This is a genomic window from Streptomyces sp. JLBG701 (assembly GCF_058544905.1).
On sequence record NZ_CM178588.1, the window covers coordinates 185,969 to 209,353 of the forward strand.

General features: G+C 71.0%; 20 protein-coding genes, 3 pseudogenes and 1 riboswitch. Of the genes and pseudogenes, 14 read left to right on the forward strand and 9 right to left on the reverse strand.

The genetic code is table 11. The features are described 5' to 3' along the window. From kdpC to AC5DRG_RS00990, 6 genes are all read left to right on the forward strand, one after another. The gene (gene kdpC, locus AC5DRG_RS00965) at nt 1-612 is read left to right on the forward strand and encodes a potassium-transporting ATPase subunit KdpC (protein WP_491807385.1); all 612 of its coding nucleotides are present in this window, start codon (nt 1-3) and stop codon (nt 610-612) included. A gap of 115 nt (nt 613-727) precedes the next feature. Next, nucleotides 728-1,411, forward strand: coding sequence for a response regulator (locus AC5DRG_RS00970; protein ID WP_491807386.1), 684 nt, complete (start codon nt 728-730; stop codon nt 1,409-1,411). A 47-nt stretch (nt 1,412-1,458) separates the two neighbouring features. Continuing rightward, nucleotides 1,459-4,041 (forward strand): DUF4118 domain-containing protein, encoded by a 2,583-nt coding sequence (locus AC5DRG_RS00975; RefSeq protein ID WP_491807387.1) that lies wholly within the window; start codon nt 1,459-1,461, stop codon nt 4,039-4,041. A 44-nt stretch (nt 4,042-4,085) separates the two neighbouring features. After that, on the forward strand, nt 4,086-4,418 hold the full coding sequence (locus tag AC5DRG_RS00980; RefSeq protein WP_491807388.1) for an Rv1733c family protein: 333 nt from the start codon (nt 4,086-4,088) through the stop codon (nt 4,416-4,418). A 341-nt stretch (nt 4,419-4,759) separates the two neighbouring features. After that, nucleotides 4,760-4,987 carry a hypothetical protein gene (locus tag AC5DRG_RS00985; RefSeq protein WP_491807389.1) on the forward strand — a complete coding sequence of 76 codons (228 nt, stop codon included), beginning with the start codon at nt 4,760-4,762 and terminating at the stop codon, nt 4,985-4,987. A gap of 123 nt (nt 4,988-5,110) precedes the next feature. Beyond that, nucleotides 5,111-5,470 carry a hypothetical protein gene (locus AC5DRG_RS00990; protein WP_491807390.1) on the forward strand — a complete coding sequence of 120 codons (360 nt, stop codon included), beginning with the start codon at nt 5,111-5,113 and terminating at the stop codon, nt 5,468-5,470. Nucleotides 5,471-5,636: 166 nt separating this feature from the next. On the opposite strand, the gene AC5DRG_RS00995 is transcribed toward AC5DRG_RS00990, so the two are convergent. Together AC5DRG_RS00995 and AC5DRG_RS01000 are read right to left on the reverse strand one after the other, a co-directional pair. Then, on the reverse strand, nt 5,637-7,082 hold the full coding sequence (locus AC5DRG_RS00995; protein ID WP_491807391.1) for a flotillin family protein: 1,446 nt from the start codon (nt 7,080-7,082) through the stop codon (nt 5,637-5,639). Nucleotides 7,083-7,209: 127 nt separating this feature from the next. Then, the gene (locus tag AC5DRG_RS01000) at nt 7,210-7,728 is read right to left on the reverse strand and encodes an NfeD C-terminal domain-containing protein (protein WP_491807392.1); all 519 of its coding nucleotides are present in this window, start codon (nt 7,726-7,728) and stop codon (nt 7,210-7,212) included. A 1,231-nt stretch (nt 7,729-8,959) separates the two neighbouring features. Here AC5DRG_RS01000 and AC5DRG_RS01005 point away from each other — a divergent pair. Beyond that, on the forward strand, nt 8,960-9,487 hold the full coding sequence (locus AC5DRG_RS01005; RefSeq protein WP_491807393.1) for a hypothetical protein: 528 nt from the start codon (nt 8,960-8,962) through the stop codon (nt 9,485-9,487). Between the two features lie 11 nt (nt 9,488-9,498). On the opposite strand, the gene AC5DRG_RS01010 is transcribed toward AC5DRG_RS01005, so the two are convergent. Beyond that, nucleotides 9,499-9,795, reverse strand: a complete 297-nt coding sequence (locus tag AC5DRG_RS01010; protein WP_491807394.1) for a DUF190 domain-containing protein — start codon at nt 9,793-9,795, stop codon at nt 9,499-9,501. A gap of 143 nt (nt 9,796-9,938) precedes the next feature. Between AC5DRG_RS01010 and AC5DRG_RS01015 the strand changes: the two are divergent. Both AC5DRG_RS01015 and eno read left to right on the forward strand, forming a co-directional pair. Next, nucleotides 9,939-10,417 (forward strand): annotated as a pseudogene (locus AC5DRG_RS01015) (inorganic diphosphatase); the annotation flags it as partial. A 40-nt stretch (nt 10,418-10,457) separates the two neighbouring features. Beyond that, a pseudogene (gene eno / locus AC5DRG_RS01020) lies at nt 10,458-11,719 on the forward strand (phosphopyruvate hydratase). 82 nt (nt 11,720-11,801) lie between these two features. Then, nucleotides 11,802-11,878, forward strand: a riboswitch (Fluoride riboswitch). Between the two features lie 321 nt (nt 11,879-12,199). Here the strand turns inward: eno and AC5DRG_RS01025 are convergent. The 4 genes and pseudogenes from AC5DRG_RS01025 to AC5DRG_RS01040 all read right to left on the reverse strand — a co-directional run bounded on the left by AC5DRG_RS01025 (nt 12,200) and on the right by AC5DRG_RS01040 (nt 16,316). Next, the gene (locus AC5DRG_RS01025; RefSeq protein ID WP_491807395.1) at nt 12,200-12,460 is read right to left on the reverse strand and encodes a hypothetical protein; all 261 of its coding nucleotides are present in this window, start codon (nt 12,458-12,460) and stop codon (nt 12,200-12,202) included. 63 nt (nt 12,461-12,523) lie between these two features. After that, complete coding sequence (locus tag AC5DRG_RS01030) at nt 12,524-12,691, reverse strand: hypothetical protein (RefSeq protein WP_491807396.1); 168 nt, start codon at nt 12,689-12,691, stop codon at nt 12,524-12,526. Next, nucleotides 12,688-15,429: a cation-translocating P-type ATPase gene (locus AC5DRG_RS01035; RefSeq protein WP_491807397.1), complete on the reverse strand. Its 2,742-nt coding sequence runs from the start codon at nt 15,427-15,429 to the stop codon at nt 12,688-12,690. Before AC5DRG_RS01035 ends, AC5DRG_RS01030 begins: the two co-directional genes overlap by 4 nt. A gap of 2 nt (nt 15,430-15,431) precedes the next feature. Beyond that, a pseudogene (locus AC5DRG_RS01040) lies at nt 15,432-16,316 on the reverse strand (universal stress protein). Between the two features lie 267 nt (nt 16,317-16,583). On the opposite strand from AC5DRG_RS01040, the gene AC5DRG_RS01045 reads away from it, so the two are divergent. Then, nucleotides 16,584-16,973: a cation:proton antiporter regulatory subunit gene (locus AC5DRG_RS01045; RefSeq protein ID WP_491807398.1), complete on the forward strand. Its 390-nt coding sequence runs from the start codon at nt 16,584-16,586 to the stop codon at nt 16,971-16,973. Between the two features lie 77 nt (nt 16,974-17,050). On the opposite strand, the gene AC5DRG_RS01050 is transcribed toward AC5DRG_RS01045, so the two are convergent. Both AC5DRG_RS01050 and AC5DRG_RS01055 read right to left on the reverse strand, forming a co-directional pair. Beyond that, complete coding sequence (locus AC5DRG_RS01050; RefSeq protein ID WP_491807399.1) at nt 17,051-17,938, reverse strand: universal stress protein; 888 nt, start codon at nt 17,936-17,938, stop codon at nt 17,051-17,053. A 639-nt stretch (nt 17,939-18,577) separates the two neighbouring features. Continuing rightward, nucleotides 18,578-19,255, reverse strand: a complete 678-nt coding sequence (locus AC5DRG_RS01055) for a DUF2202 domain-containing protein (protein WP_491807400.1) — start codon at nt 19,253-19,255, stop codon at nt 18,578-18,580. Nucleotides 19,256-19,427: 172 nt separating this feature from the next. Here AC5DRG_RS01055 and AC5DRG_RS01060 point away from each other — a divergent pair, with 172 nt between their 5' ends. The 4 genes from AC5DRG_RS01060 (at nt 19,428) to AC5DRG_RS01075 (ending at nt 23,340) form a co-directional block, all read left to right on the forward strand. Continuing rightward, nucleotides 19,428-20,123, forward strand: a complete 696-nt coding sequence (locus AC5DRG_RS01060; RefSeq protein WP_491807401.1) for a response regulator transcription factor — start codon at nt 19,428-19,430, stop codon at nt 20,121-20,123. Beyond that, on the forward strand, nt 20,113-21,582 hold the full coding sequence (locus AC5DRG_RS01065; protein ID WP_491807402.1) for a HAMP domain-containing sensor histidine kinase: 1,470 nt from the start codon (nt 20,113-20,115) through the stop codon (nt 21,580-21,582). Before AC5DRG_RS01060 ends, AC5DRG_RS01065 begins: the two co-directional genes overlap by 11 nt. A 95-nt stretch (nt 21,583-21,677) precedes the next feature. After that, nucleotides 21,678-22,004 (forward strand): rhodanese-like domain-containing protein, encoded by a 327-nt coding sequence (locus tag AC5DRG_RS01070; protein ID WP_491807403.1) that lies wholly within the window; start codon nt 21,678-21,680, stop codon nt 22,002-22,004. 106 nt (nt 22,005-22,110) lie between these two features. Continuing rightward, nucleotides 22,111-23,340 (forward strand): NAD(P)/FAD-dependent oxidoreductase, encoded by a 1,230-nt coding sequence (locus AC5DRG_RS01075; RefSeq protein ID WP_491807404.1) that lies wholly within the window; start codon nt 22,111-22,113, stop codon nt 23,338-23,340. The last annotated feature ends 45 nt before the right edge of the window (nt 23,341-23,385 follow it).

Genomic DNA, 23,385 nt, shown 5'->3' on the forward strand with positions numbered 1-23,385 from the left:
ATGAACAACTCCGTTACGAACAGCGCGCGGATGGTGTGGGCCGCCCTGCGCATGCTGCTGGTTCTCACCGTCGTGACCGGCGTCCTCTACCCGCTGGCGGTCACCGGTATCGGGCAGCTGGCCTTCCACGACAAGGCCAATGGCTCGATCGTGAAGGTCGACGGCAAGGAGGTCGGCTCGACGCTGATCGGCCAGAGCTGGAACATCAAGGGCACCGACAAGCCGGACCCGAAGTGGTTCCAGGGCCGCCCCTCCAACAGCGGCTACGATCCGCTGTCCACCGGCTCCAGCCAGCTCGGCGCCAGTGACCCGACGCTCGTCAAGAACGTCAAGGCGGCCAAGAAACAGGTCGCCGACTTCAACGGCGTACCGCAGTCCGAGGTCCCCAAGGACGCGGTCACCGGCTCCGCCTCGGCGATCGACCCGGACATCTCCAAGGAGTACGCGGACATCCAGGTCAAGCGGGTGGCCGAGCACAACGGTCTGACCGTCGCGCAGGTCCGGAAGCTGGTGAAGGACCACACCGCGGGCCGCACGGCCGGATTCCTCGGCGAGCCGACGGTCAACGTCCTCGAACTCAACATCGCGCTCAAGGAACTGGCCAAGAACTGATGGCCTTGGCAGCAGAGACGGCTGGGAGCGGGCGGGCCGGGAATCCCGGCCCCGTCGGCTCCCGCCGCCGTCCCGAAGGCCCTGACCCCACCGATGACAGGAAGGCCGCACACCGATGACCCGGGTGCTGGTGGTGGAGGACGATCCACAGCTCGTACGAGCCCTCGTGATCAATATGCAGGCTCGTCGCTACGGCGTAGACGCGGCGCCGGACGGTGCCACCGCGCTCCGGCTGGCCGCCGCGCGCCAGCCCGACGTGGTGGTGCTCGACCTGGGGCTGCCCGACATGGACGGCGTCGAGGTGATCAAGGCGTTGCGTGGCTGGACCCGGGTGCCTGTCCTGGTCCTGTCCGCCCGGCGGGCGTCCGAGGAGAAGGTCGCAGCCCTCGACGCGGGCGCCGACGACTACATCACCAAGCCGTTCAGCATGGACGAACTCATGGCGCGGCTGCGGGCCGCCGTGCGTCGTACGGAGGCGGCGCCGCTGGCGCCCGAGACGACCATGATCACCACGGACGGCTTCACCGTCGACCTGCTCGCCAAGAAGGCGACCCGTGACGGGCGCGACGTACGTCTCACCCCCACGGAGTGGCATCTGCTGGAGATCCTGGTCTGCAACCCGGGGCGCCTGGTCACGCAGAAGCATCTGCTCCAGGAGGTATGGGGCCCCTCGTACGGCACCAAGACCAACTATCTTCGGGTCTACATGGCGCAGCTGAGGCGCAAACTCGAAGCGGACCCCGCCCACCCGCGCTACCTGATCACCGAGCCGGGGATGGGCTACCGCTTCGAGGCATGACGCTCTCTCCATGCTCCTGACCGCACACGACCGCAGAGGCGAGAAAGATGGCACGCGGCAAGCTTCGGATCTATCTCGGCGCGGCACCGGGCGTCGGCAAGACCTACGCCATGCTGTCCGAGGCACACCGCCGCGTCGAGCGCGGCACGGACTGCGTGGTGGCCTTCGTGGAGCACCACGGCCGGCCGCGCACCGAGGTGATGCTGCACGGTCTGGAGCAGATACCGCGCAGGGAACTGGACTACCGGGACAGCGTCTTCACCGAGATGGACGTGGACGCCGTGCTCGCCCGGCGGCCCGCAGTGGCCCTCGTCGACGAGCTGCCGCACACGAACATCCCGGGTTCGCGCAACACCAAGCGGTGGCAGGACGTCGAGGAACTGCTCGCGGCCGGAATCGACGTGATCTCCACGGTGAACATCCAGCACCTGGAGTCGCTGGGCGACGTCGTCGAGTCGATAACGGGCGTACGGCAGCAGGAGACCGTCCCGGACGAGGTCGTGCGGCGGGCGGACCAGATCGAGCTGGTCGACATGTCCCCGCCCGCACTGCGCCGCCGCATGGCGCACGGCAACATCTACAAGTCCGACAAGGTCGACGCGGCCCTGTCGAACTACTTCCGGCCCGGCAACCTCACCGCGCTGCGCGAGCTGGCGCTGCTGTGGGTCGCCGACCGGGTCGACGCCTACCTGCAGGAGTACCGCACCGAGCACCGTGTCTCGACGATCTGGGGCTCCCGCGAGCGGATCGTGGTCGGGCTGACCGGTGGTCCGGAGGGGCGCACCCTGATCCGCCGTGCCGCGCGGCTGGCGGAGAAGGGCGCGGGCGGCGAAGTGCTGGCGGTGTACATCGCCCGCAGCGACGGCCTGACCTCCGCCTCGCCCAAGGAACTCGCCGTCCAGCGCACCCTCGTCGAGGACCTCGGCGGCACCTTCCATCACGTCGTGGGTGACGACATCCCGTCCGCGCTGCTCGACTTCGCGCGCGGCGTCAACGCCACCCAGATCGTCCTCGGCGTCTCCCGCCGCAAGGGATGGCAGTACGTCTTCGGCCCAGGCGTCGGCGCCACGGTCGCCCGGGACTCCGGCCCCGACCTCGACGTCCACCTGATCACGCACGACGAGGCGGGCAAGGGCCGCGGCCTGCCCGTGGCCCGGGGCGCACGGCTGGGGCGGTCCCGGATCATCTGGGGCTGGCTGGTCGGTATCGGCGGCCCGTCGCTGCTCACGCTGCTGCTGACCCATGTCGACGCGAACCTCGGTCTCACGAACGACATGCTGCTGTTCCTGACGCTGACGGTGGCCGCCGCCCTGCTGGGCGGACTCTTCCCGGCGCTGGCCTCGGCGGCCTTCGGCTCCCTGCTGCTGAACTGGTACTTCACGCCGCCCGTGCACACCTGGACGATCGCCGACCCGGAGAACATCCTCGCGCTCACGATCTTCGTACTCGTCGCGGCCTCGGTGGCCTCCGTGGTGGACCTCGCGGCCCGGCGCACCCACCAGGCGGCACGCCTGCGCGCCGAGTCCGAGATCCTCTCCTTCCTGGCGGGCAGCGTGCTGCGCGGCGAGACCAGCCTGGAGGCCCTGCTGGAGCGGGTCCGCGAGACCTTCGCCATGGAGTCGGTGGCGCTGCTGGAGCGCGAGAGCGACGTCGACCCGTGGGCCTGCGCGGGCAGCGTGGGCCCACGGCCGAGCGTGAAGCGCCCGGAGGACGCGGACGTGGACATGCCGGTCGGCGACCACATGGCGCTGGCCCTGTCCGGCCGGGTCCTGCCCGCGGAGGACCGTCGTGTGCTGGCCGCGTTCGCCGCCCAGGCCGTCGTCGTTCTGGACCGCCAACGCCTCCAGTCCCAGGCCGACCAGGCCCGCGCGCTCGCCGAGGGCAACCGCATCCGCACCGCCCTGCTGGCCGCCGTCAGCCACGACCTGCGCACCCCGCTCGCCGGCATCAAGGCATCCGTGTCCTCCCTGCGCTCGGACGATGTGGAATGGTCGCAGGAGGACCAGGCGGAGCTGCTGGAGGGCATCGAGGAGGGCGCCGACCGCCTCGACCACCTGGTCGGCAACCTCCTGGACATGTCCCGCCTGCAGACCGGCACGGTCAGCCCGCTCATCCGCGAGGTGGACCTGGACGAAGTGGTCCCCATGGCGCTGGTCGGCATCCCGGACCCCGAGTCGACCGTCGCCCTGGACATCCCCGAAACCCTGCCCATGGTGACCATCGACAAGGGCCTGCTGGAACGGGCGGTCGCCAACATCGTCGAGAACGCGGTGAAGTACAGCCCTGCCGACGAGCCGGTGTTCGTGTCGGCCAGCGCCATCGCCGACCGTGTGGAACTGCGCGTGGTCGACCGCGGCCCGGGCGTCCCGGACGGGGCCAAGGACCGCATCTTCGCGCCCTTCCAGCGGTATGGTGACGCCCCGCGCGGCGCGGGAGTAGGGCTCGGGCTCGCGGTCGCCCGCGGCTTCGCCGAGGCCATGGGCGGCACCCTCAACGCGGAGGACACTCCTGGCGGCGGACTGACGATGGTCCTCACCCTCCCGGCGGCATCGAGTGCCCCGCACTCCCGGACCGATCTTCCGGCAACGCCACCTCATAGACAGCCCCTCCCTCAGGCGGACCCGGGGTAGCACACTGGGATCGATGTCATCGAAGCCTGGATCGTGCTCGCGGCATGGGTGCTGGCCGTGTCCCGGGCGGTCTGTTGGCGGGCCTGGTGACCGCGGGTGCGGTCGAACGGAGTCTCGCCCGGCAGCGGGCTGAGCGGCAGGAGGTCTCGGCCGTAGTCGCCGAGGCCGCAGCGAGCGAGGTGCCCGCGAGGCCGGTGGGCAACCACCGGGTATGGGCCACGGTCCGCTGGATGGCACCAGACGGCTCGACTCACACGGACCAGACCAGAGAGCGGACCGGCACTCCGGCCGGAACCCGGATCACCGTCTGGACGGATGAACACGGCGGGCTGACCACCAAGCCGCTGCTACCGAGGCACTACTCCAAGCCGGCATGACGGGCGGGCTCGTCGCGGCGTGCGCGGGCGGAGCCGTAGTGGGTTGCGGCCGGATCTTCGTACGCGGATGCCTCGACCGGCGGCGTCTGCGGCAGTGGGCCACGGAGTGGGAACAGATCGACACGCTTTGGGGAGGCAAGACCGGCTGAGCAGTTCCTCTCCCCCTCAGCGTCGGCCAACATGTGCGCCGGTACTGCCTGGGGGCCTTTGGTGTCAGGAATGCATCAAGGGCGCCCCGCCGGTATGGCCACGTGGGGACCGCAGAGGGACGCTGGCTCCGTCGACCGCTACGCCGCAGCCTCCCGACACCGATGACCGACCGCATTCCAGCGAGGTGGACCATGAGGAGCTCGCTTCGTGACCGGACCGCGCTGGCCGCAGGTCTGCTCGCACCTCTCGTAGTCGCGCTCGCTCTTGCACCCTTCCGTACACATCTCTCGTCCGCGAACCTGGCCCTGATCCTGGTCGTGGTCATCGTGGCGGTCTCCGCCCTCGGTAGCAGGGTTGCAGGGGTGCTCGCCTCGCTGTCGTCGGCGGTGTGGTTCGCCCGCGGCGCAGCCGCAATCTGATACAGCTTCCTGACCCGCCTCTACCAGCGGTTCACCATCTCGGACAGCGACGACATCACGACGGCTGTCCTGCTGTTGGCCGTTGGCGTGGCCGACTCCCAACTGGCAGCTCACGCACGCACGTTGAAACTGGTCACCGTCACGGATGCGGCACATCTGACGCGGATCCACGACACGGCGCGCCTCGTCCAGACCGGAGGGTCGCCGGACATGGTGGTCGACCAGGTACGCCGACAGCTCGTCGAGGTGCTGGGGCTGTGCGGATGCCGTTTCGAGTACGGGACACTGCTCGGCCGTCCGCCGCGTCTGGAGCAGGACGGTTCGGTGACCGTCGGCCGGGCGCGTTGGGACCTCGACCGGGACGGCTGGCCACCGGACGAGATCGAGCTACGTGCCTCGGCAGGCGCCCACTACCTCGGCCGGTTCATGCTCCTGCCGAACTCACCGCACCGCCGTCATTGCAGGCACGCCTTGTGGCCGTGAGCCTCGCCGACCATGTCGGAGCCGCACTCGACACCGCGGGTCCGGTGCTCGACCACTGAGGCGGGCCCTCCATCTGCCTTCCCGCGACTCTGCGGGTGGAGGTGCCCCCGCAAGATGGGCCCGGTCGGCGACACGGCCGACCGGGCCCACCTGCGTGTGTACAGCGTTAGCCGGCGATCTCGATCCGGCTGTTGGCCGCAGCGGCGCCGTCGGGCGCGGTGGTCGCCGGAACGGGCGCTCCGCCCTTTCCGGCGGTGATGCTCTTCAACAGTTCGGCGAGGTCGACTCCCGTGGTGGAGCTGAGGAGTTCGACACCCTGGGCGACGTTGTCCGCGACGGTGCGCGACAGCTGGCTCGCGCCGTCCGTCGAGATCACCGTCATCTTGTCGATGGCGCTGAGCGGTTCGGACGCCTTGGCGACGACCTGCGGCAGCACCTCGACGAGCATCTGCAGTACCGCCGCGTCGCCGTACTGGGCGAACGCGTCGGCCTTCTTCCGCATCGCCTCGGCCTCGGCGGCACCCTTGGCACCGATCGCGGCGGCGTCGGCCTCGCCCTCGATGCGTACCGCGTCGGCGACCGCGGCGCGGTGCGCCTTCTCGCCCTCACCGGTCAGCCTCGACCGCTGGGCGTCCGCCTCGGCCTGCTTGACCAAGGCGATACGGCGGGCCTCTGCCTCCTGCTCGGCCTGGTAGCGGGCGGCGTCGGCGGGCTTGCGGACCTTGGTGTCCAACTCGCGGTCGGTCAGCGCGGCCTGGCGCTCGGCGACCTTCTCCTGCTCACTCAGAACCTCCTGCCGGCGGGCGGCCTCGGCCAGCGGACCGGCCGCCGCCGCACGCGCCGAGGCCTCATCCGTCTCGGCCTTGATCTCGGCCTGCTTCAGCGCGAACGTCCGCTGCGCGATGGCGATTTCCTCCTCGGCCTTCAGCCGTGCCTGCTCGGCGGCGCGCCGGGCGACGGCCTCGGCGATGTCGGCCTCCTGCTTGGCGCGGGCGGCCTCGGGCCGGCCGAGGTCTTCGAGGTAGGAACCCTCGGTGGTGATGTCCTGGATCTGGAAGGCGTCCAGGACCAGGCCCTGCCCGGACAGGCTGGCCTCGGCCTCCTCTGCGACCTGTCCGGCGAACGCGGCGCGGTCGCGGATGATGTCCTCGACGGACATGCGGCCGACGATGGCGCGCAGTGCGCCGGAGAGAACTTCCTGGGTGAAGCCGACGATGCCGTCCTGCTGCATCAGGAACCGCTGGGCGGCGGCGCGGATCGAGTCCTCGCTGCCGCCGACCTTGACGATGGCGACGCCTTCGAGATGGGCCTTCACGCCGCGCAGGGTAACCGCGCCGCGTACCGCCACAGGGATGTGCCGCGAGGACAGGTCGAGGGTGAACTTCTGCTGCACGAACGGCACGACGAACACGCCACCGCCGACCACGACCTTCTGCCCGCTGTTGTCGGTGAAGACACGGCCGGTCTCCGGGTCGGTGGCCTTCTTGCCGCGCCGTCCGGTGACGATGAACGCCTCGCTCGGGCCGGCGACCTTGTAGCGCGTGATGACGACCAGCGCGAGCAGGACGAGGAGTACGACGACTCCTATCACGGCGATGACAACTGAACTCATGGTTGGGTTCCCCTCAGCCCTCCCAGGGGACGGCAGATCGATACGGGTCATGTGGACAAGAAAAGGGCACCGTTGGACCGGCGGAATCGGCTGGCTCGGTGCCGGATGTGAGTGGTGGTGCGGCCGGTCAGCGTTCGACCAGGCGTACGGAGACCGCTGTGTGCGACAGCGTCTCCTCCACCCAGATCTCCGCGCCGCGCGCCACTGGGGCCGGGCTCTTGGCCGAGAGCTTCACCGGTTGCCCAGCCAGGTGGACCAGCACCTCGCCGTAGCCGTCGGCCGGGATGGCGGTCACTACGGAGCCCGAGGCGCCGATGAGGTCGTCGTCGCGTGGGGCGGTGCCCGACCGGTCGCTCATCAGCGCGCGGCTGAGGCGGTACGCGAGCCAGCCCGTGGCGACTACTCCGGCCGACACTCCGATCGCGGTGGCACCGACCGCCCCCAGTCCGGTGGTGCCCATGGCGATCGCACCGGAGAAGCCGAGCATGGACACGAATCCGGCGACGACCGGAAGCGAAAGCAGTCCGTCGAAGAGACCGTCCAGCACACCGACCCCGTCGAAGAGCCCCTCAAGGACTCCGTCGAAGACGAGTGAGAGGACAAGGAGCACGATCCCTGCGATGCCGAGACCGAGAAACCAGGCCATCCGCGCTCACCGCCTCCCCTTGCTGTTCTCCTGCCGGTGAACGCATGGTCACACCCGGGCACCGACAATGACATTGCCCTGTTCCGGCAATCTTTACGGTTCTTTGATGCCGAGCTGCCCACAGTTGAGCCCGTCACCGCGCACGGGTTCAGCCCACTGCGGCACGACCCCGTTCACCGAAGCCCTCGACGCCATGCGGATCTGCCGAAGGCCGACCACACGCAGATGGTCTCCCACCTCACCGGCGAGACTCCGGACGTGATCATCGAATGCCACCGGGCAGGCACCGGCGACAGCGGCCGTGCGGCATGGGCACCTGCCATGTGCACTCGGACCTGCCGGAGCGCGAGTCGGCGATCGCGCGAGAAGACGGCATTCGGGGCCGCCGGCAGGTCCGATGGCGCCAGTAGACAGGACGGCGGCGGCCGTGTGCCAGGGCCGAGTGGCCCATTCCTCGACCGTGCACCGAGGCCGAACGCCCCATCGCCCGCGACCACGCGCGTGCCACGAAACCACATGCCCCGTTCGGTGCGCGTTTACGGTCCCCGGTCCCGCGGTGGGGCCGTCATCCCGTGTCACGTCACACATTCTCGTCCAGTACGCCATCGGCCTCGACACGGGCGTCCAGATGCCCGTCACGACGACGCCGACCCCACCGGCCACCTCCCCATCCCGCAGGCACCGGACGGCAGTCTTCGGGGATGTGTGCACGGTGGTTGCCACAGTGATCGTCTTCCTCCCGCGTCGGGACCTGCCTCTCGGTCCTGAAACCAGGACTGGTGGCACTTGCAGGTAGGTGACGGCGTTCAGGTACGAGTTGGTCGACCCGGTCAATCGGTCTTCCGGCCCCATCGCGTGCCGACACGCTGCCACTCCGCGCCCCACTGCGAAACCCGGGCCGGACACCCGGCACAGGGAATCGTCCGCGCCGCCGAGCAGCACCGGGCGGATCTGACCTGGTCGGGCACAGCAGGCGCTCCTCGGTCTGGGGCCGCTTGCTGGGTTCCACCGCGGAGAAGACCAGCCGCCACGCCCCCTGCTCGGTGCTGATAGTCCCAGCAGGCTGCCCCGTCCGGCCCAGGGCGGGCGTCGGCGGGCTGGCCTGGAATGTCAGGAGGCGCACGCTGGAAGAGCACACCTCTGTTCGTGGTGTGCCGGTGATGGGGCTCACCGCAACCGCGGAGGCGTCCGCTGGCGGTCCCCGGTCCAGCCGTGCTGACCAGGAGGAGTCATGCTCGTATCCCGTGCGTTCGCCCCGCCTGTGCTGCTTCCCGGCACCGGTCCGTGCCAGGGAATCATGCGCCTCTTTACGCGCCTGCGTCGTCGCCCTGCTCCCGCCCGTCCGCCGCGCCCGACCCAGGTACGTGCGCTCCTCATGGTGCTGGACGAGGCGGTCACAGCGCAGGAGCCAGCCGACGCCGCCGTGGCCGCGTGCGGTGAGCCGGGCCCTGTCTCCGGGCGGGCTGCGCGCGAGTGCGGCGCCGCAAGCTCGGCCCTCGTCCATCTGCGGGCCCGGCTGCGGGAGCTGCCGCTTACCGATCCCGACCTCGTACAGGCGCAGGCGCACGCGGGGCGGCTGCTGGCGTACGACCAGTGGATGGTGCACCAGTCGGTGAACCTGGCCTTCGCCGTGCACCCGGACGCCCGTACCGAGGCCGCCCGGCTTCAACTGAACGGCCTGGGGCGGCCGGCGGACGATCTGCGACGGCTGCGCGACACCCTCAAGGCAACGCAGGCCGGGGAGACGAGCGCGCCATGAGGACAGCGGAGCTAACCCACCGCCTGCGCCCCGGGCTGATGAACGCGGACCCGGTCCAGGACGGCCACCGCTTCGGTGTGCTCCAGCACGTCCCGCACGCACAGCAGGAAGCACCGCAGCCGGTCCTCCTCGTCAACGAGTACAACCGCGCACGGGCCCTTGTCGGCCAAGTGGGCAGGGCGCTCCCGGTAGATCCTGCGGCCGGCGCCGAAACCGGTGAAGCCGTGGAAGACACTCGCCCCGGCCAGGCCCTCGTGACGGGCACGGTGCACGAGCTCGGCATAGGCGGGCCGATGGTGCCACAACACCGCCCGCAGGACGCATCGCCCACCTCCTCGTGCGCGCTGTCCGACCGTACTGCCGCGCCATCGGGGCGAACAGGGGCCAGGCAAAGCCGGGTTGACCAGGTCGGCCCGCGATGCGAGGACGTCGACGAGGCAAGGAGGCCGTCGTGGAGTTCGACGTGATCGTGGAGATCCTCCAGGGTTCCCGCAACAAGTACGAGGTGGACCACGGACTGCACCGCATCCGCCTGGACCGGATGCTGTTCACCTCCACCCAGTACCCGCCGACTACGGCTACATCGACCACATCCTCGGCCGCGACGGCGACCCGCTCAACGCCCTCGTCCTGACCGGCGACCCGACCTTCTCCAGCTGCACCATCGAGTGCCGGGCCGTCGGGATGTTCGTGAATGAGGACGAGAGGGGCCCGGACGAGAAGGTCCTGTGCGTGCTCGCCCACGACCCGCGCTGGGCGACCGTGCAGGACATCGGCGACGTCCCAGACTTCGACCGGCTGGAGATCACCCACTTCTTCGAGGTCTACAAGGACCTGGAGCCCGGCAAGTCCGTCGAGGGCTCCCACTGGGAGGGCCGCGCGCAGGCATACGCGGAGATCGACGCCTCCCGCCGACGCGCCACGGACAGCCCGCACTGCCCCCTTCGATCCAACGGCAGGAGAAACTCCCATGCTCCGCATCGCCCGCCTGCACGCCACCGAGATCCTCGACTCCCGCGCCCGCCCACCCTCGCCGTCACACTGGAAACCGCCGACGGACACCGGGTCCGCGCCGGCGTGCCCTCGGGTGCGTCCACCGGCACCCGGGAGGCCGTCGAACTGCGTGACGGCGACCAGAGCCGCTACGGCGGCCAGGGTGTCACCCAGGCCGTCGCCCATGTCAACGGCGAGATCGCCGACGCCCTCACGGGCCGCGCCTTCTCCACCTTCGCCGAGGTCGACGCGGCCCTGATCGACCTGGATGGCACGGACACCAAGTCCCGGCTCGGCGCCAACGCGATCATCGGCGTCTCGCTGGCCGCCACCCGCGCCCAGGCCGGGCAGGAGGTCTGGCGGTATCTGGCGGACATCGGCGAGGTCCAACCACTGCTGCCGGTACCGCACTTCAACGTCGTCAACGGCGGCGCGCACGCCGTCAACGACCTGGACTTCCAGGAGTTCATGATCGCCCCCATCGGCGCCCCCGACCTGCCCGAAGCGATACGCGCCGGCGCCGAGGTCTACGCGAAGCTCAAGGCCCGCCTCGCCCACGAGGGCCATCCGACCGGGCTGGGCGACGAGGGCGGCTTCGCCCCGGACATCGCCCATCCCGAGGACGTCCTCGCCCTGCTCGTCGAGGCGATCACGGATGCCGGGTACACACCCGGCCGGGGCGGCGTCGCCATCGCCCTCGACCCGGCGGCCAGCGAGTTCCGCGATGCCGCCGACGGCCGCTACCGCGTCTTGGGCGAGGCTCTGACCAGCGACCAACTCATCGACCGCTACGAGGAGATGTGCGACCGCTTCTCCCTCTGGTCCATCGAGGACGGTCTGGGCGAGGACGACTGGGACGGCTGGACCCGGCTGACCGAACGCCTCGGCAGCCGCATCCAGTTGGTCGGCGACGACCTGTTCGTCACCAACCCGGCCATCATTGCCGAGGCGATCGAGAAGAAGGTCGCCAACGCCTCCCTGATCAAGGTCAACCAGATCGGCACCGTCACCGAAACCCTGGAGGCCATCCGGGTCAGCCGCGAGGCCGGCTACGCCCAGATGGTCTCCCACCGCTCCGGCGAAACCGAGGACGCCTTCATCGCCGACCTCGTCGTCGGCGCCGCCTGCGGACAGATCAAGTCCGGCGCTCCGGCCCGCGGCGAACGCGTCGCCAAGTACAACCGGCTCATCGAGATCGCCGCGGCCGATGCCTCCCTGCCGTACGGGCTGAGCCGCTGACAGCCGCCCGGGGTAAAGCCGTGGCGTGGAGCGGCGATTGAGGAAACTTGCCACCTTGACCGCCGATCCGCGGAGTTGTTCACTCGCTTCTGGCAATGGATCCCGCCGGGACCGCTATGGTCCGAACCGCCTGCCTGGGCTGATGGTTCCTGACCTGGTCAGGAACGCATGCTTTCCCGGAGGTGCGAAGGTGGAATCGCCCTACAGGGCCTCGCCCCGGCACTCATCTGTACGCAGGGCCCGCAACGCCTGCTTCCGATCCCCCGGCACATGTGCCTGCCCTCACGGCTTCGTCAGTGCCTTCGGAGCCCCTCGGACAGGCTGGACCGCGCCGATGGCGGACTCCCGCGGCTCCAGCCTGCAGCCCCTTTTGACGCGGGTCCCACCGGGCGACCACCCGCGCGCCCGGACCGGCAAGGGCGCGGTTGGGGGCACACCGCCCGACGGGTAACGTGCCCCCAACTCAAGGCGCTCCTGGGATCAGCGCCGACTAGCCGGCATGACGGCCAACAGCACCAGAGCGAGGACCTGGATGGCGACCACGACCGTGATCAGCACGGGGATCGAGTAGTCGTACAGGCCGCCGGTCAGTGCGCCGCTGACCAGGCTCGCCACGCCGACAACGCCGGCAACAGCCCGTAGGCGGTCGCCCGCCGACCACTGGGCACCAGCTCCGCGACCGTGGCGCAGGGTGGACTCCTGGATCCCCATGGCCGCGCCCCACACCAGGGATCCGGCCACCGCGATCGCAACCGTGTTGGTGAACGCCAGCCTCGTGCTGGTTGCGGGCGATCCGCTCGGGGCCTACAAGAGCGCGACCTGCTCCGCGTCCCGGCGCAGGTCGGCCAGTTCCATGGCCAGGACCGCCTGGCCGGCGAAACCGGCCGGCGGTTCGGCCTCGCCGCACCGAGCAACGGTCGCCCCGCCCGTCGTGGCCTCGCCCGGCGGCGGAATCCGGCCTGCCCCGATCACCTCCGACGCGGACGCCGTTGGTGGGCTGCGCGAGGGAATCCCGCCCGCGCGGCACGCCAGGCGTGTTCGGTCAGGACCACGGTGGAGGCCGTTGACAAGCAGATCGCCCACTGAGCGAGGCTGAGGGGGACGGTGTCGAAGACGCCCTGGGCGAACGGCACTTGCACGGCGATGACCTGGAGGGTGAGGACGGCGGCCAGGCAGATCCACAGGACGCGGTTGTGCAGCTGGTGGCGGCCCAGGACGGGACCGTCCTCGCTGCGGGCCGTCAGGGCGTTGAAGAGCTGGAAGAGGACAAAGGTGGTGAAGGCCATGGTGGCTGCCGTCGCGGCATCAGTGAGGTGACGTGCGGCGGCGAAGACGGCCAGAGTGCCGACGGCCATGACGGCACCGGAGCGGGTGATGGCCGCCAGGCGGCGGACGTTCAGGATGCGCTCACCGGGCGGGCGGGGCGGGCGGCGCATCACGTTGGCCCGTGGGGGATCCACGGCGAGGGCCATGGCGGGCGGCCCGTCCATGATGATGTTGACCCACAGCAGCTGGACCGCGGACATGGGCGCGGGGAGTCCCGCCAGCACGGTCGCGAGCAGGGTGAGGATGGCGCCGATGTTGGTGGACAGCTGGAAGCGGACGAAGGTGACGATGTTGTCGTAGATGGAGCGGCCCTCGCGCACCGCGCGGACGATCGTGGAGAAGTCGTCGTCGGTGAGCACCATGTCGGCGGCCTCTTTGGCGACGTCGGTGCCGGTAATGCCCATGGCGACGCCGATGTGGGCGGCGCGCAGGGCGGCGGCGTCGTTGACGCCGTCTCCGGTCATCGCGACGATGTGGCCGCGCTCGGACAGGGCGTGGACGATGGTGACCTTGTGCTCGGGGGCGACACGGGCGAAGACGCCGATGTCCTCGATGCGGTCCGCGAGCTCCTGTTCGCTCATCCGGGTCAGTTCAGTGCCGGTGGCGACGTCGCCGGTGATGCCGAGTTCACGGGCGATGGCGGCGGCGGTGTCGGCATGGTCCCCGGTGACCATTTTGACAGTGACGCCGGCGGCCTGGGCGAGGGCGACGGCGTCGTGGGCCTGGGGGCGGGGCGGATCGGCGATCCCGGCGATCGCGGTCAGGGTCAGCCCCGTCACCTCTCGCGGGTTCGGCTCGTCGGTGGCGGCGGTGGCGGCTCCGAGGACGCGCAGGCCCTGTTCGGCCATCCGCCGGGCGGCGTCGGTGACCTCACGGCGGCGCTCCGCGGTGAGCGGGGCGAGGCCGTGTTCGGTCAGGACGTGGGTGCAGCGGTCCAGGAGGACGTCGACGCCTCCTTTGGCGTAAATACGGGTGCGGCCGTCGGCGTCTGTGTGGAAGGTGGCCATGTACTTGGCGGCCGGGTCGAAGGGCACCTCGCCGACGCGTGGTGCATGGGTGCGTAGGGCTTCCACGTCCAGGCCCGTCTTGGCGGCGAGCACGATCAGGGCCGCCTCGGTGGGATCGCCGATGACGCCGCCCGGGGTGAGGCGGGCATCGTTGCACAGCGCGAACGGCCGCGCCGCGTCGTGCAGTTCCGTGGTGTGCCTCCCGTCGGCGGAGTGCACGGTGCCGGCGATGTCGTAACCCTCACCGGTCACGTCGTGCCGGAGCCCCGCGGCCCACAGGGCGCGGGCGGTCATCTCGTTCAGGGTCAAGGTGCCGGTCTTGTCACTGCACACCACGGTCGCCGAGCCGAGTGCCTCGACGGAGGCCAGACGTTTGACGATGGCACCGCGCCGGGCCATGCGGTAGACGCCCAGGGCCAGGGTGAGCGCGAGTACGGCGGGCAGTCCCTCGGGGATGGCAGCGACTGCCAGGGCCACGGCGCGTAGCACGAGGTCGGCCAGGTCTTCGCCGCGGATCAGGGCCACGAGCGCGTAGGCGGCCACCGCGATGCCGCTGACCAGGGCCAGGCGTCGGCCCAGGCTGTCCATCTGGACCTGCAGCGGACTGGGCGGTTCACTGCCCGTACGCAGCGCCTCGGCGATCGCGCCGACCTCGGTGCCCATGCCGGTGGCGGTGACGATCATCTCCGCGCGCCCGCGGGTCAGCGCGGTGTTCATGAAGAGCATGCCGGTGCGCTCGGCGACGGGTACGGACTCGTCGCCGTCGGCCGTGCTGGGCGTGGTCGTCTTGGCGACGGGGTGGGACTCGCCGGTCAGCGCGGCCTCTGCGGCCTCGACCGAGGCGGCGATCACCAGGCGCCCGTCGGCCGGGACACGGTCGCCGGCTTCCAGAAGGACGATGTCGCCGGGCACGAGGGTGCCGGCTGGGATCACCTTCACCTGGCCGTCGCGGCGCACGCGCGCGGTGGAGACCAGCATCTGGCGCAGCGCTTCCAGGCTGTGCTCGGCGCGGCGTTCTTGCAGGTAGCCGATGGTGGCGTTGATGAGGAGGACGACGGCGATGACGAGGGCGTCCTTGATGTCGCCGATGATTCCGGCGACGACGGCAGCGGCGATCAGGATGCCGATCAGCCAGCTGCGGAACTGGTCCAGCAGCCGCAGCCACTGCGGTCGGCGGGCCGGTTCCGCCAGCTCGTTGGTCCCCCACTCGCCGGCCCGCTGCTCGGCGTCCGCAGTGGTCAGGCCCGTGGCCGGGGTCACGCCGAGCAGGTCCGCCACCTCGGCGGCATCCCGCTCGTAGGCATCCGCTACCAACTGCGGGGGTGTCTGCGCGGGCGGGGCGTGAGGCCCGGCCGTGGTGGGGGTCTGCTGAGGCACGGTCACTCCTTGCCGCGGACGACGGTGACGGGGCAGTGCGCGTGGTACAGCAGGGTCTGGCTGACCAAGCCGAGCAGCAGACCGGTGAAACCACCCCGCCCCCGAGCACCGACCACCACCAGCTGGGCCCCCGGCCGGCGTCGATCAGGGCCGGGCGGATCCGGGAACGCACCAAGCGTCGCTCCACCGCGACCTGCGGAAAGACCTCCTGCAAAGAGGCCACCGTTTCGTCCAGCAGGTGCTGCTCGGCCTCGCAGAGAACGTCGACAACGGCCACCACGGCGGTCGGCGGGTCGCAGGGGCCTTCGTAGACCCATTCGCACCACGTGTTCCACACGTGTACGGCCACCAGCGGCGCCTTGCGCCCTGCTGCCTCGGTGAACGCGAACTCCGCCGCCGACTCCCCCGCTCGGGGCGGAGCCATCCACGGCCAGCCGCCCCGGACCAGCCGAACCGGGGCGGCCACGCACCACCATCAGCGGACACTGGCCGTGGGCAGCCAGACGCACCGCCGCCGAGCCGAACAGCAGCCCGGCGAAAGCGAAAAGGCCCCGGCTGCCGAGCACCGCCGGCGCCGCCGAGCGTGACTCGATCTCCAGCACCTCAAGCGCCTCACCGGCCACCACGGACCGGGTGATCCCGATGCCCGGCGCAACCGCGTGGGCCCGTTCCTCGGTGCGGGCCTGTGCCCCTTGCACCATTTCGTCCAAGCCGTGGTCGGCCGGATGCCACGGGGCCACACCGGACAGCAGGTGCGCCGAGGGGCGGCCGAAGGCGTGCACGATACGCGGTGGCGCCCCACGAAGGTGTGCCTCACGGGGCGCGAGATCGACCCCGCCGAGGCTGGAGGCGGATCCGTCCACCCCTACGAGCACCGGATCACTCATAGCTCACTCCCGTCCCGGAACACCACCGGCGAGCGGCCGCTTTCAGCTTCCAGCATCGGTTCGGGCCGCTCCGTGCGGCCAGGGGCCATCAGGCCGCTTGAGGGACCGCTCGGCCCTGCCGCTACTCCCGAGCGGTCAGGACACTGTCATCACCCATCCCGATCAGGCCGCACACCGGCGGTGCCAATGCTCAAGTACCCGACGGCACCTGCCGAATATCTGTGCTCGGCGGGCGGACAGTACGGGGTTCGCACAGGTGCCGGATTCATGGCTGACGGGGAGATCCACATGGACGTCAACGAGGTGCTACCGCGTGGCGTGGGGCTGCGGTACGAGTTCGTCAACCACGAGGGCGACCGGATCGGAGTCGTCGCCCAGCGCTCGGGCGACTTCGAGGTCGTGGTGTACCCCAGTGACGACCCCGACGAGGCGCGGCCGGTCCTACGACTCACCAGCCAGGAGGCCGATACCCTCGCCGAGATCCGCGGCGCCCCGCGCATCGCGGAGCGGTTCGCCGATCCGACTCGCGAGGTGCCCGGCCTGAGCGCCGGGCAGGTCGAGGTGCGTCCCGAAAGCCCGTTCGCCGGCCGCTCCCTGGGCGGCGCCCGGGCCCGGACCCGCACCGACGCCTCGGGGCCCTGGTCACCACCTACGTGATACTCCTCGCTGTGTGCGGCCTCATCCTGACCCGCTTCACCCCACCCGCCCTCAGCCCCGCACGCGTCGCGCAGCCGTCAGTGATGCGCACTCTCTCCCCGCACCACCGCGACCGGGCAGTGCGCGTGATGCAGCAGGGCCTGACTGACCGACCCCAGCACCAGCCCCGCGAACCCGCCACGCCCCCGCGCACCGACCACCACCAGCTGAGCGGACCGGCTCGCTTCGATCAGCGCCTCCCGCGTCATGCCGTGCACCGCCTTGTGTTCCACTGCCACGTCCGGGTACCGCTCCTGGCGGCCGGCGAGTGCCTCGGCCAGCAGACGGTCCTCCTCCTCGGCCAGCGCGCCCGGCGGATTCGCGTACGGTGTCGACGCTTCCTGCGGGGGAGGCAGCGGCGCGTTCCACGTCGTCCAGGCATGCAGCGCCACCAGACCGGTCTCGCGCAGCGCCGCCTCGACGAAGGCGAAATCCACCGCCTGCTCACCGGCGGGCGAGCCGTCCACACCCAGCACGATCGGTCCGGCGGCACTCGGCTGCTCGCGCACCACCAGCACCGGACACCGGGCGTGCGCCACCAGATGCACCGCCGTCGACCCCACCAGCAGCCCGACGAACCCGCCCATCCCCCGGGATCCGACCACCACCAGCTCAGCGGCACGCGACTGCGCCTCCAAGACTGTCAGTGGCTCACCGGTCACCACTACATGACTGACATCGACCTCCGGTGCCGCCGCCCGAGCTCGCTCCACCGCCTCGGCCACCAGGTGTTCGACCATGTTCCGCATCCCGCCCTCGGGCGGGCCCAGAGGCGACGGGCCCAAGGGCACATGCGTCGCGGGCCAGACGAACGCATGCACCACCCGCAGCCCCGCCTCGCGCAGCCGAGCCTCCCGTGCCGCCGCATCCACTGCGGCGAGACTCGATGCCGACCCGTCCACGCCCACGACCACGAGCCTGCTCATCACCATGGCTCCCACTTCCAGACGTCATCGCCCTCCATTTCCAGGTTCGCCCCGGCCAGCCCTCGCTGCCATGGGGCCTTACGGCCGCTATAGGGGCCGACCGGCGCCCTCCCCGCCAAGGCGCCGTCGCGGGTGCAGCACGCCGTGCCGATTGCCCGGGCGAAGGCCTGGCCTCAGACATGGTCGTGGTGCTCTGGAGGTGACGGGCCGGGCCCGCGCAGGCGGGAGGAGGCGGACGGATTTGTGCGCCTCGTTGATGCTGTGGCAGCGGTAGCCAGGTTTCGTGATGGTGACTGCAGCGGGTCTTGGCCGTCGGCTGGTCATCTCCCCTCCCCCCTACAGCAAGGTCAACTCGGTCGACCACATCGCCATCGAGCAGACCTCGAATCACCCGGTTCATCGAGAACAACTGGCGTACCGGCCGCATCGTTGACGCCTCCTTCGACCTCAAGGCGCAGAACGTCGTCGGCAGCACCGCCTCCGGTCCTGCCGATCGCCGCCGGCGCCGGCATCGTGACAGTCGGCGCAGCGATCACCGCGTTCGCGCTGCGCCGCCCCAGGGAAGGCCGTGCAAGCGCCCGACCCACTCCAGCCAACGCCAGACGGTCCCGGCCACGTACAGACCGGGATCGTCTGGGTTCACTCATCGGCGATCCAGCGGTCGAACGCCTCCTGATGCCTCTCCGAGGCGGCGAGCAGGTTGCCGTAGACCTGGCGCGCGTCCGGGGCGGTGAGTCCGGACAGCGCCTTGGTCAGGGCGTCGATGTCGTCGGTCTCGACCGTGCGCCCGGCCTTCAGGGCCGCGTCCAGGCTGCCCTCGCCCTGCCCGAGCAGCTGGTCGTAGATGGCCTGGACGGCCGGATCGGCGAACTCACCGGCCGGTTGCCCGGCGGTCGGGTCGGTGACGTCGTAGCGGTCCAGCAGGGTGCGGACGGCGGAGAGGTGGTTGGTCTCGGCTGCGGCGATGCGCTCGAAGATCCGCACGTCGTAGCGTTCGGCGAATGCCGTGTAGAGGTCGTGTGCGAGCTTCTCCTCCTCGGCCATGCTCGCCAGCGTGGCCTTCTGAGCGGCCGTAAGGGTGCCTTGCGGAGCAAGGGCGGCACCGGTGCAGGTTCCGCCGTGCCGCATGCCGGCAGCGTCGTCGCCGTGGTGGCGCGCCTGGTGCCGGTCGTTCGTCAGCATGCTCTGGGACGTGGTCTGCCCGGCCACCTGTGCGGCACCGCCGGTGTCCGCGGTCACCGGGCCCACCGCCAGCACGCCGCCGACGGCGAGAGCGGCTGCGGCGGCAGCCGTCGCGATCTTGACATTGCGCTTCATGGCGAACCTCCTGGAATCCCCGGGAACGTCCTCCGTTCCCACACCGTCACCGTCGCGCCGGGCCCTGCAGTCGGCGTGCTGTGGGTGTGGAGACGGGATGGAGACATCGGCCGGGCGGGTCGGGGCTGTTCGGCCCTCGCCGGAACGTGCATGAGGCGCGTAGGTGTGGGACATGGCCGTCACGGTGCTCGTCGTCGAGGACGAGAAGGAGATCCGCGAGCTGCTGCGCCGCTACCTGGAGCGGGCGGGCTACGCGGTGGTGACGACCGCATCGGGCGCGGAGGCGGTACGGCTGCTGGGCGAGCGGGCGGTCGACCTGACGCTGCTCGATCTGGGGCTGCCGGACGTCGACGGTGACGAGGTGCTGCGCGAGGCCCGCGAGCGGGGCGCGGTGCCGGTCGTGGTGCTCACCGCCCGCAGCACCGTCGAGGACCGCATCCACGGGCTACGGCTGGGCGCCGACGACTATGTGACCAAGCCGTTCAGCCCCACCGAGGTGGTGCTCCGGGTGGGCGCGGTCCTGCAGCGGGCCCGGGGTTCGGCAACGGATGCGGCGCAGGTCTCGTCGTACGGCGGAGGGCGGCTGCGCGTCGACGAGACCCGGCACGAGGCGGTCCTGGACGGCACGGCGGTGGAACTGACGCCCACCGAATGGGGTCTGCTGACCGCGCTGGCGTCGGTGCCCGGTCGGGTGTACTCGCGTTATGAGTTGGTCAACCGGGTGCGCGGCTACGAGTTCGCCGGATACGAGCGGACGATCGACTCGCATGTGAAGAACCTGCGGCACAAGCTCGGGGACGTCGGCCCCGACGTCGTGGTGACCGTGCTGGGTGTGGGCTACCGGCTGGGGTGGGCCCGTGATCCGTGAGACTCCCGCACCGCACCATGGCGAGGCGACCCCACCCGCTCGACTGCCCGGCGGGCTCGGCCCGTTGGGGCGACGGCTCTTCGCCGCGTTCGCCGTGGTGGCACTGGCGTCCGTGGCCCTGCTGACGGCCGCGGCGCTCGTCGGTGCCGACCGCGGGATCAGCAGCGCCCATCAGGCGGACCGTCAGCGCACCGCCTCCCGGGTGGCCGCGGCCGCCGCCGACGCCTACCGGGCCGCGGGCGGCTGGTCGGCGGCCGACCTCTCTGCGGCCCAGGCGCTGGCCGGCAGCGCCGGGGCGGTGCTCACGGTGCGGAACGCGGACGGCGAGGTGACGTCGGGTGGCTCCGGGGCCGAGGACGACCACGACATGTCCGGCTCGGGTCGCGGGCGCCACGGGCAGGGAATCGGCTCGGGGCCCTCGACGAGCGCGCCCGTGGTGGTCGACGGCAGCACCGTCGGCTCCGTGGCCCTGGTCTTCTCGGCCGGCTCCGGTTCGGCGGGCCTGTCCGTCGCCTGGGGTTGGGTGGCCGCGGCCGCCGTCGGCGCGGTCGCCCTGGCACTGGCCGTGAGCTGGTTCGTCACCCGCCGCCTGACCGCTCCCGTGGTCCGGGTCGCGGCCACCGCCCGCGCGCTCGCCACCGGGGACCGCACCGCCCGGACCAACATCGACGCACCCGGCGAACTCGGCGAACTGGCCCGCGCCTTCGACGCCATGGCCGACGACGTCAGCCACGCCGAGCAGGCCCGCCACCGGATCGCCGCGGACGTCGCCCACGAACTGCGTACGCCCCTGGCCTCGTTGCAGGCGGGCCTGGAGGAGCTGCGGGACGGTTATGCCGACCCGTCGGCTCGGCGTCTGGCCTCCCTGCACGACCAGGCACTGCGGCTGGGCCGCATCATCGACGACCTCGGAGAACTGGCGGAAGCCGAGGCGGCCAGGCTGTCCCTGCACCTGGCCGAGGTGGATCTGACCGCCCTGGCCGGCGCCGCCGTGGCCGAGCGCGAGGCCGAGCTGCGCACGGCAGGGCTGACCGTGCGCAGCTCCCCCGGCCCCTCTCCCCTGCCGGTCCACGCGGACGCGGACCGGCTGCACCAGGCCCTCGGCAACCTGCTGAGCAACGCCGCCCGCCACTGCCGTCCCGGCGACACCGTCACCGTCACCACGTCCGCCACGCCCGCCGAAGCGCTGGTCGAGGTCGCCGACACCGGTCCGGGCATCCCCGCCGACGAGCTGCCGTACGTCTTCGAGCGGCTGTGGCGCGGGGCCCGCGCTCGCGCCGGAGGCGGCAGCGGCATCGGCCTCGCCGTCGTCAAAGAGCTGGTCACCGCCCATGGCGGAACGGTCTTCGCAGCCTCCGAACCGGGCGGCGGGACGCGGATGACCCTCCGGCTGCCCAGGGCCGAGCCACGGGGATCACGGCTCACTCCCGACCCTGACGCCGAGTCGCGATTTACCTGACCGGCAAATACCCCTAGGGGTATTTGACGCCCCTCCCTCAGCCGTCCTACCCTCGACCACAAGACACCCCTGGGGGTATTTGAGGAGGCAATCAAGTGGCTCGTGAGACAACGCAGGAGGCGTTCACCGCGGCCTGGGCCGACGGCGAGCTCGTGATCGACGTACGGGAGCCGGACGAGTACGCGGCCGGGCATGTGCCGGGCGCGCGTCTGATGCCGCTGCGCTCCGTGCCGGTCCGATGCGACGAACTCCCTACCAACCGGCCGGTGTATGTGATCTGCGCCAGCGGCAACCGCAGCAGGACCGCCGCCGACTGGATGAACTCCCGTGGCATCGACGCCTACTCCGTGACCGGCGGCACCGGCGCATGGGCCCGCACCGGGCACCCGATCACAACCGGACGCCACGAGCACGCGGCCTGAGCCACTCCGCCTTCCGCCTTCGCTGCGGCCACCGACCACCACCGGTCACCGACCGCTCAAGACCACCCGCAATCCGCGCATCGGCCAGCCTGGAAGGAGCTCCGCCTTGGCCACCACCCCCTCCCCCTCCGACGCACCGATCGTCGGCCGACACCGTGTCGCCGTCATCGGCGGCGGCAGCGCCGGCATCAGCGTCGCCGCCCGCCTGCGCCGCGCCGGCGTCACCGACATCACTCTGATCGAGCCCTCCGACACCCACTGGTACCAGCCGCTGTGGACCCTGGTCGGCGGCGGCCAGGCACCCCTACGCGCCTCTCGCCGCCCCGAGGGCTCGGTGGTACCGGACGGGGTGCGCTGGATCCGCCGCCGCGCCCTGGCCGTCGACCCCGCGGCCCGCACGGTGACCCTGTCCGGCGGCGACGAACTCACCTACGAGTACCTGGTCATGGCGCCCGGTCTCCAACTCGACTGGGATGGTGTGCCGGGTCTGGCCGTGGCCGTCGGACACGACAGGGTGAGCAGCAACTACGCGCCCGAGTACGCCCCGCGCACCTGGAAGCTGATCAAGCAGATGCGCTCCGGCACGGCCGTCTTCACCCACCCGGCCACCCCGTTGAAATGCGGCGGCGCCCCGCAGAAGATCGCTTACCTCGCCGCCCACTACTGGCGCAGGCGGAAGGTCCTGGACGACATCCGCGTCATCCTCGTGATCCCCGACCCGTCGATGTTCAAGGTGCCCGCCTGGTCGCAGGTCCTGGAGAAGGTGGTCGCGCGGTACGGCATCGAGGTGCGGCTGCGCTCCGAGATGACCGCTGTCGACGGCGACGGCCGCGAGGTCACCATCACCGACCACGCGAACGGCACGAAGGAAACCATCGCCTACGACTTCCTGCACGCCGTACCGCCGCAGAGCGCACCCGGCTGGGTCAAGGCGAGCCCGCTCGCCGACCCCGCGAGCGCCCAGGGCTTCATCGCCGCCGACAAGCACACCCTCCAACACCCGTCCTACGACAACGTCTTCGCCCTCGGTGACGTGGCGAGCCTGCCCACCTCCAAGACCGGCGCCGCGGTGCGCAAGCAGGCTCCGGTCGTGGCCGCCAACCTGCTCGACGTGATGGAGGGCCGGTCTCCGTCACGCCGATACGACGGCTACACCTCCTGTCCGCTGGTGACCGCCCGCGACCGGATGCTGCTCGCCGAGTTCGACTACGACTTGCGCCCCACACCCACGTTTCCGCTGCTCGACCCCTTCAAGGAGCGGCGCACGATGTGGCTGTTCAAGCGGTACGGGCTGCCACCGGTGTACTGGCACGGCATGCTCACCGGCCGCCTCTGACCGGTCGGCCCGGGCATCCCCCGACTCGGGCCGACCATCCCGCCC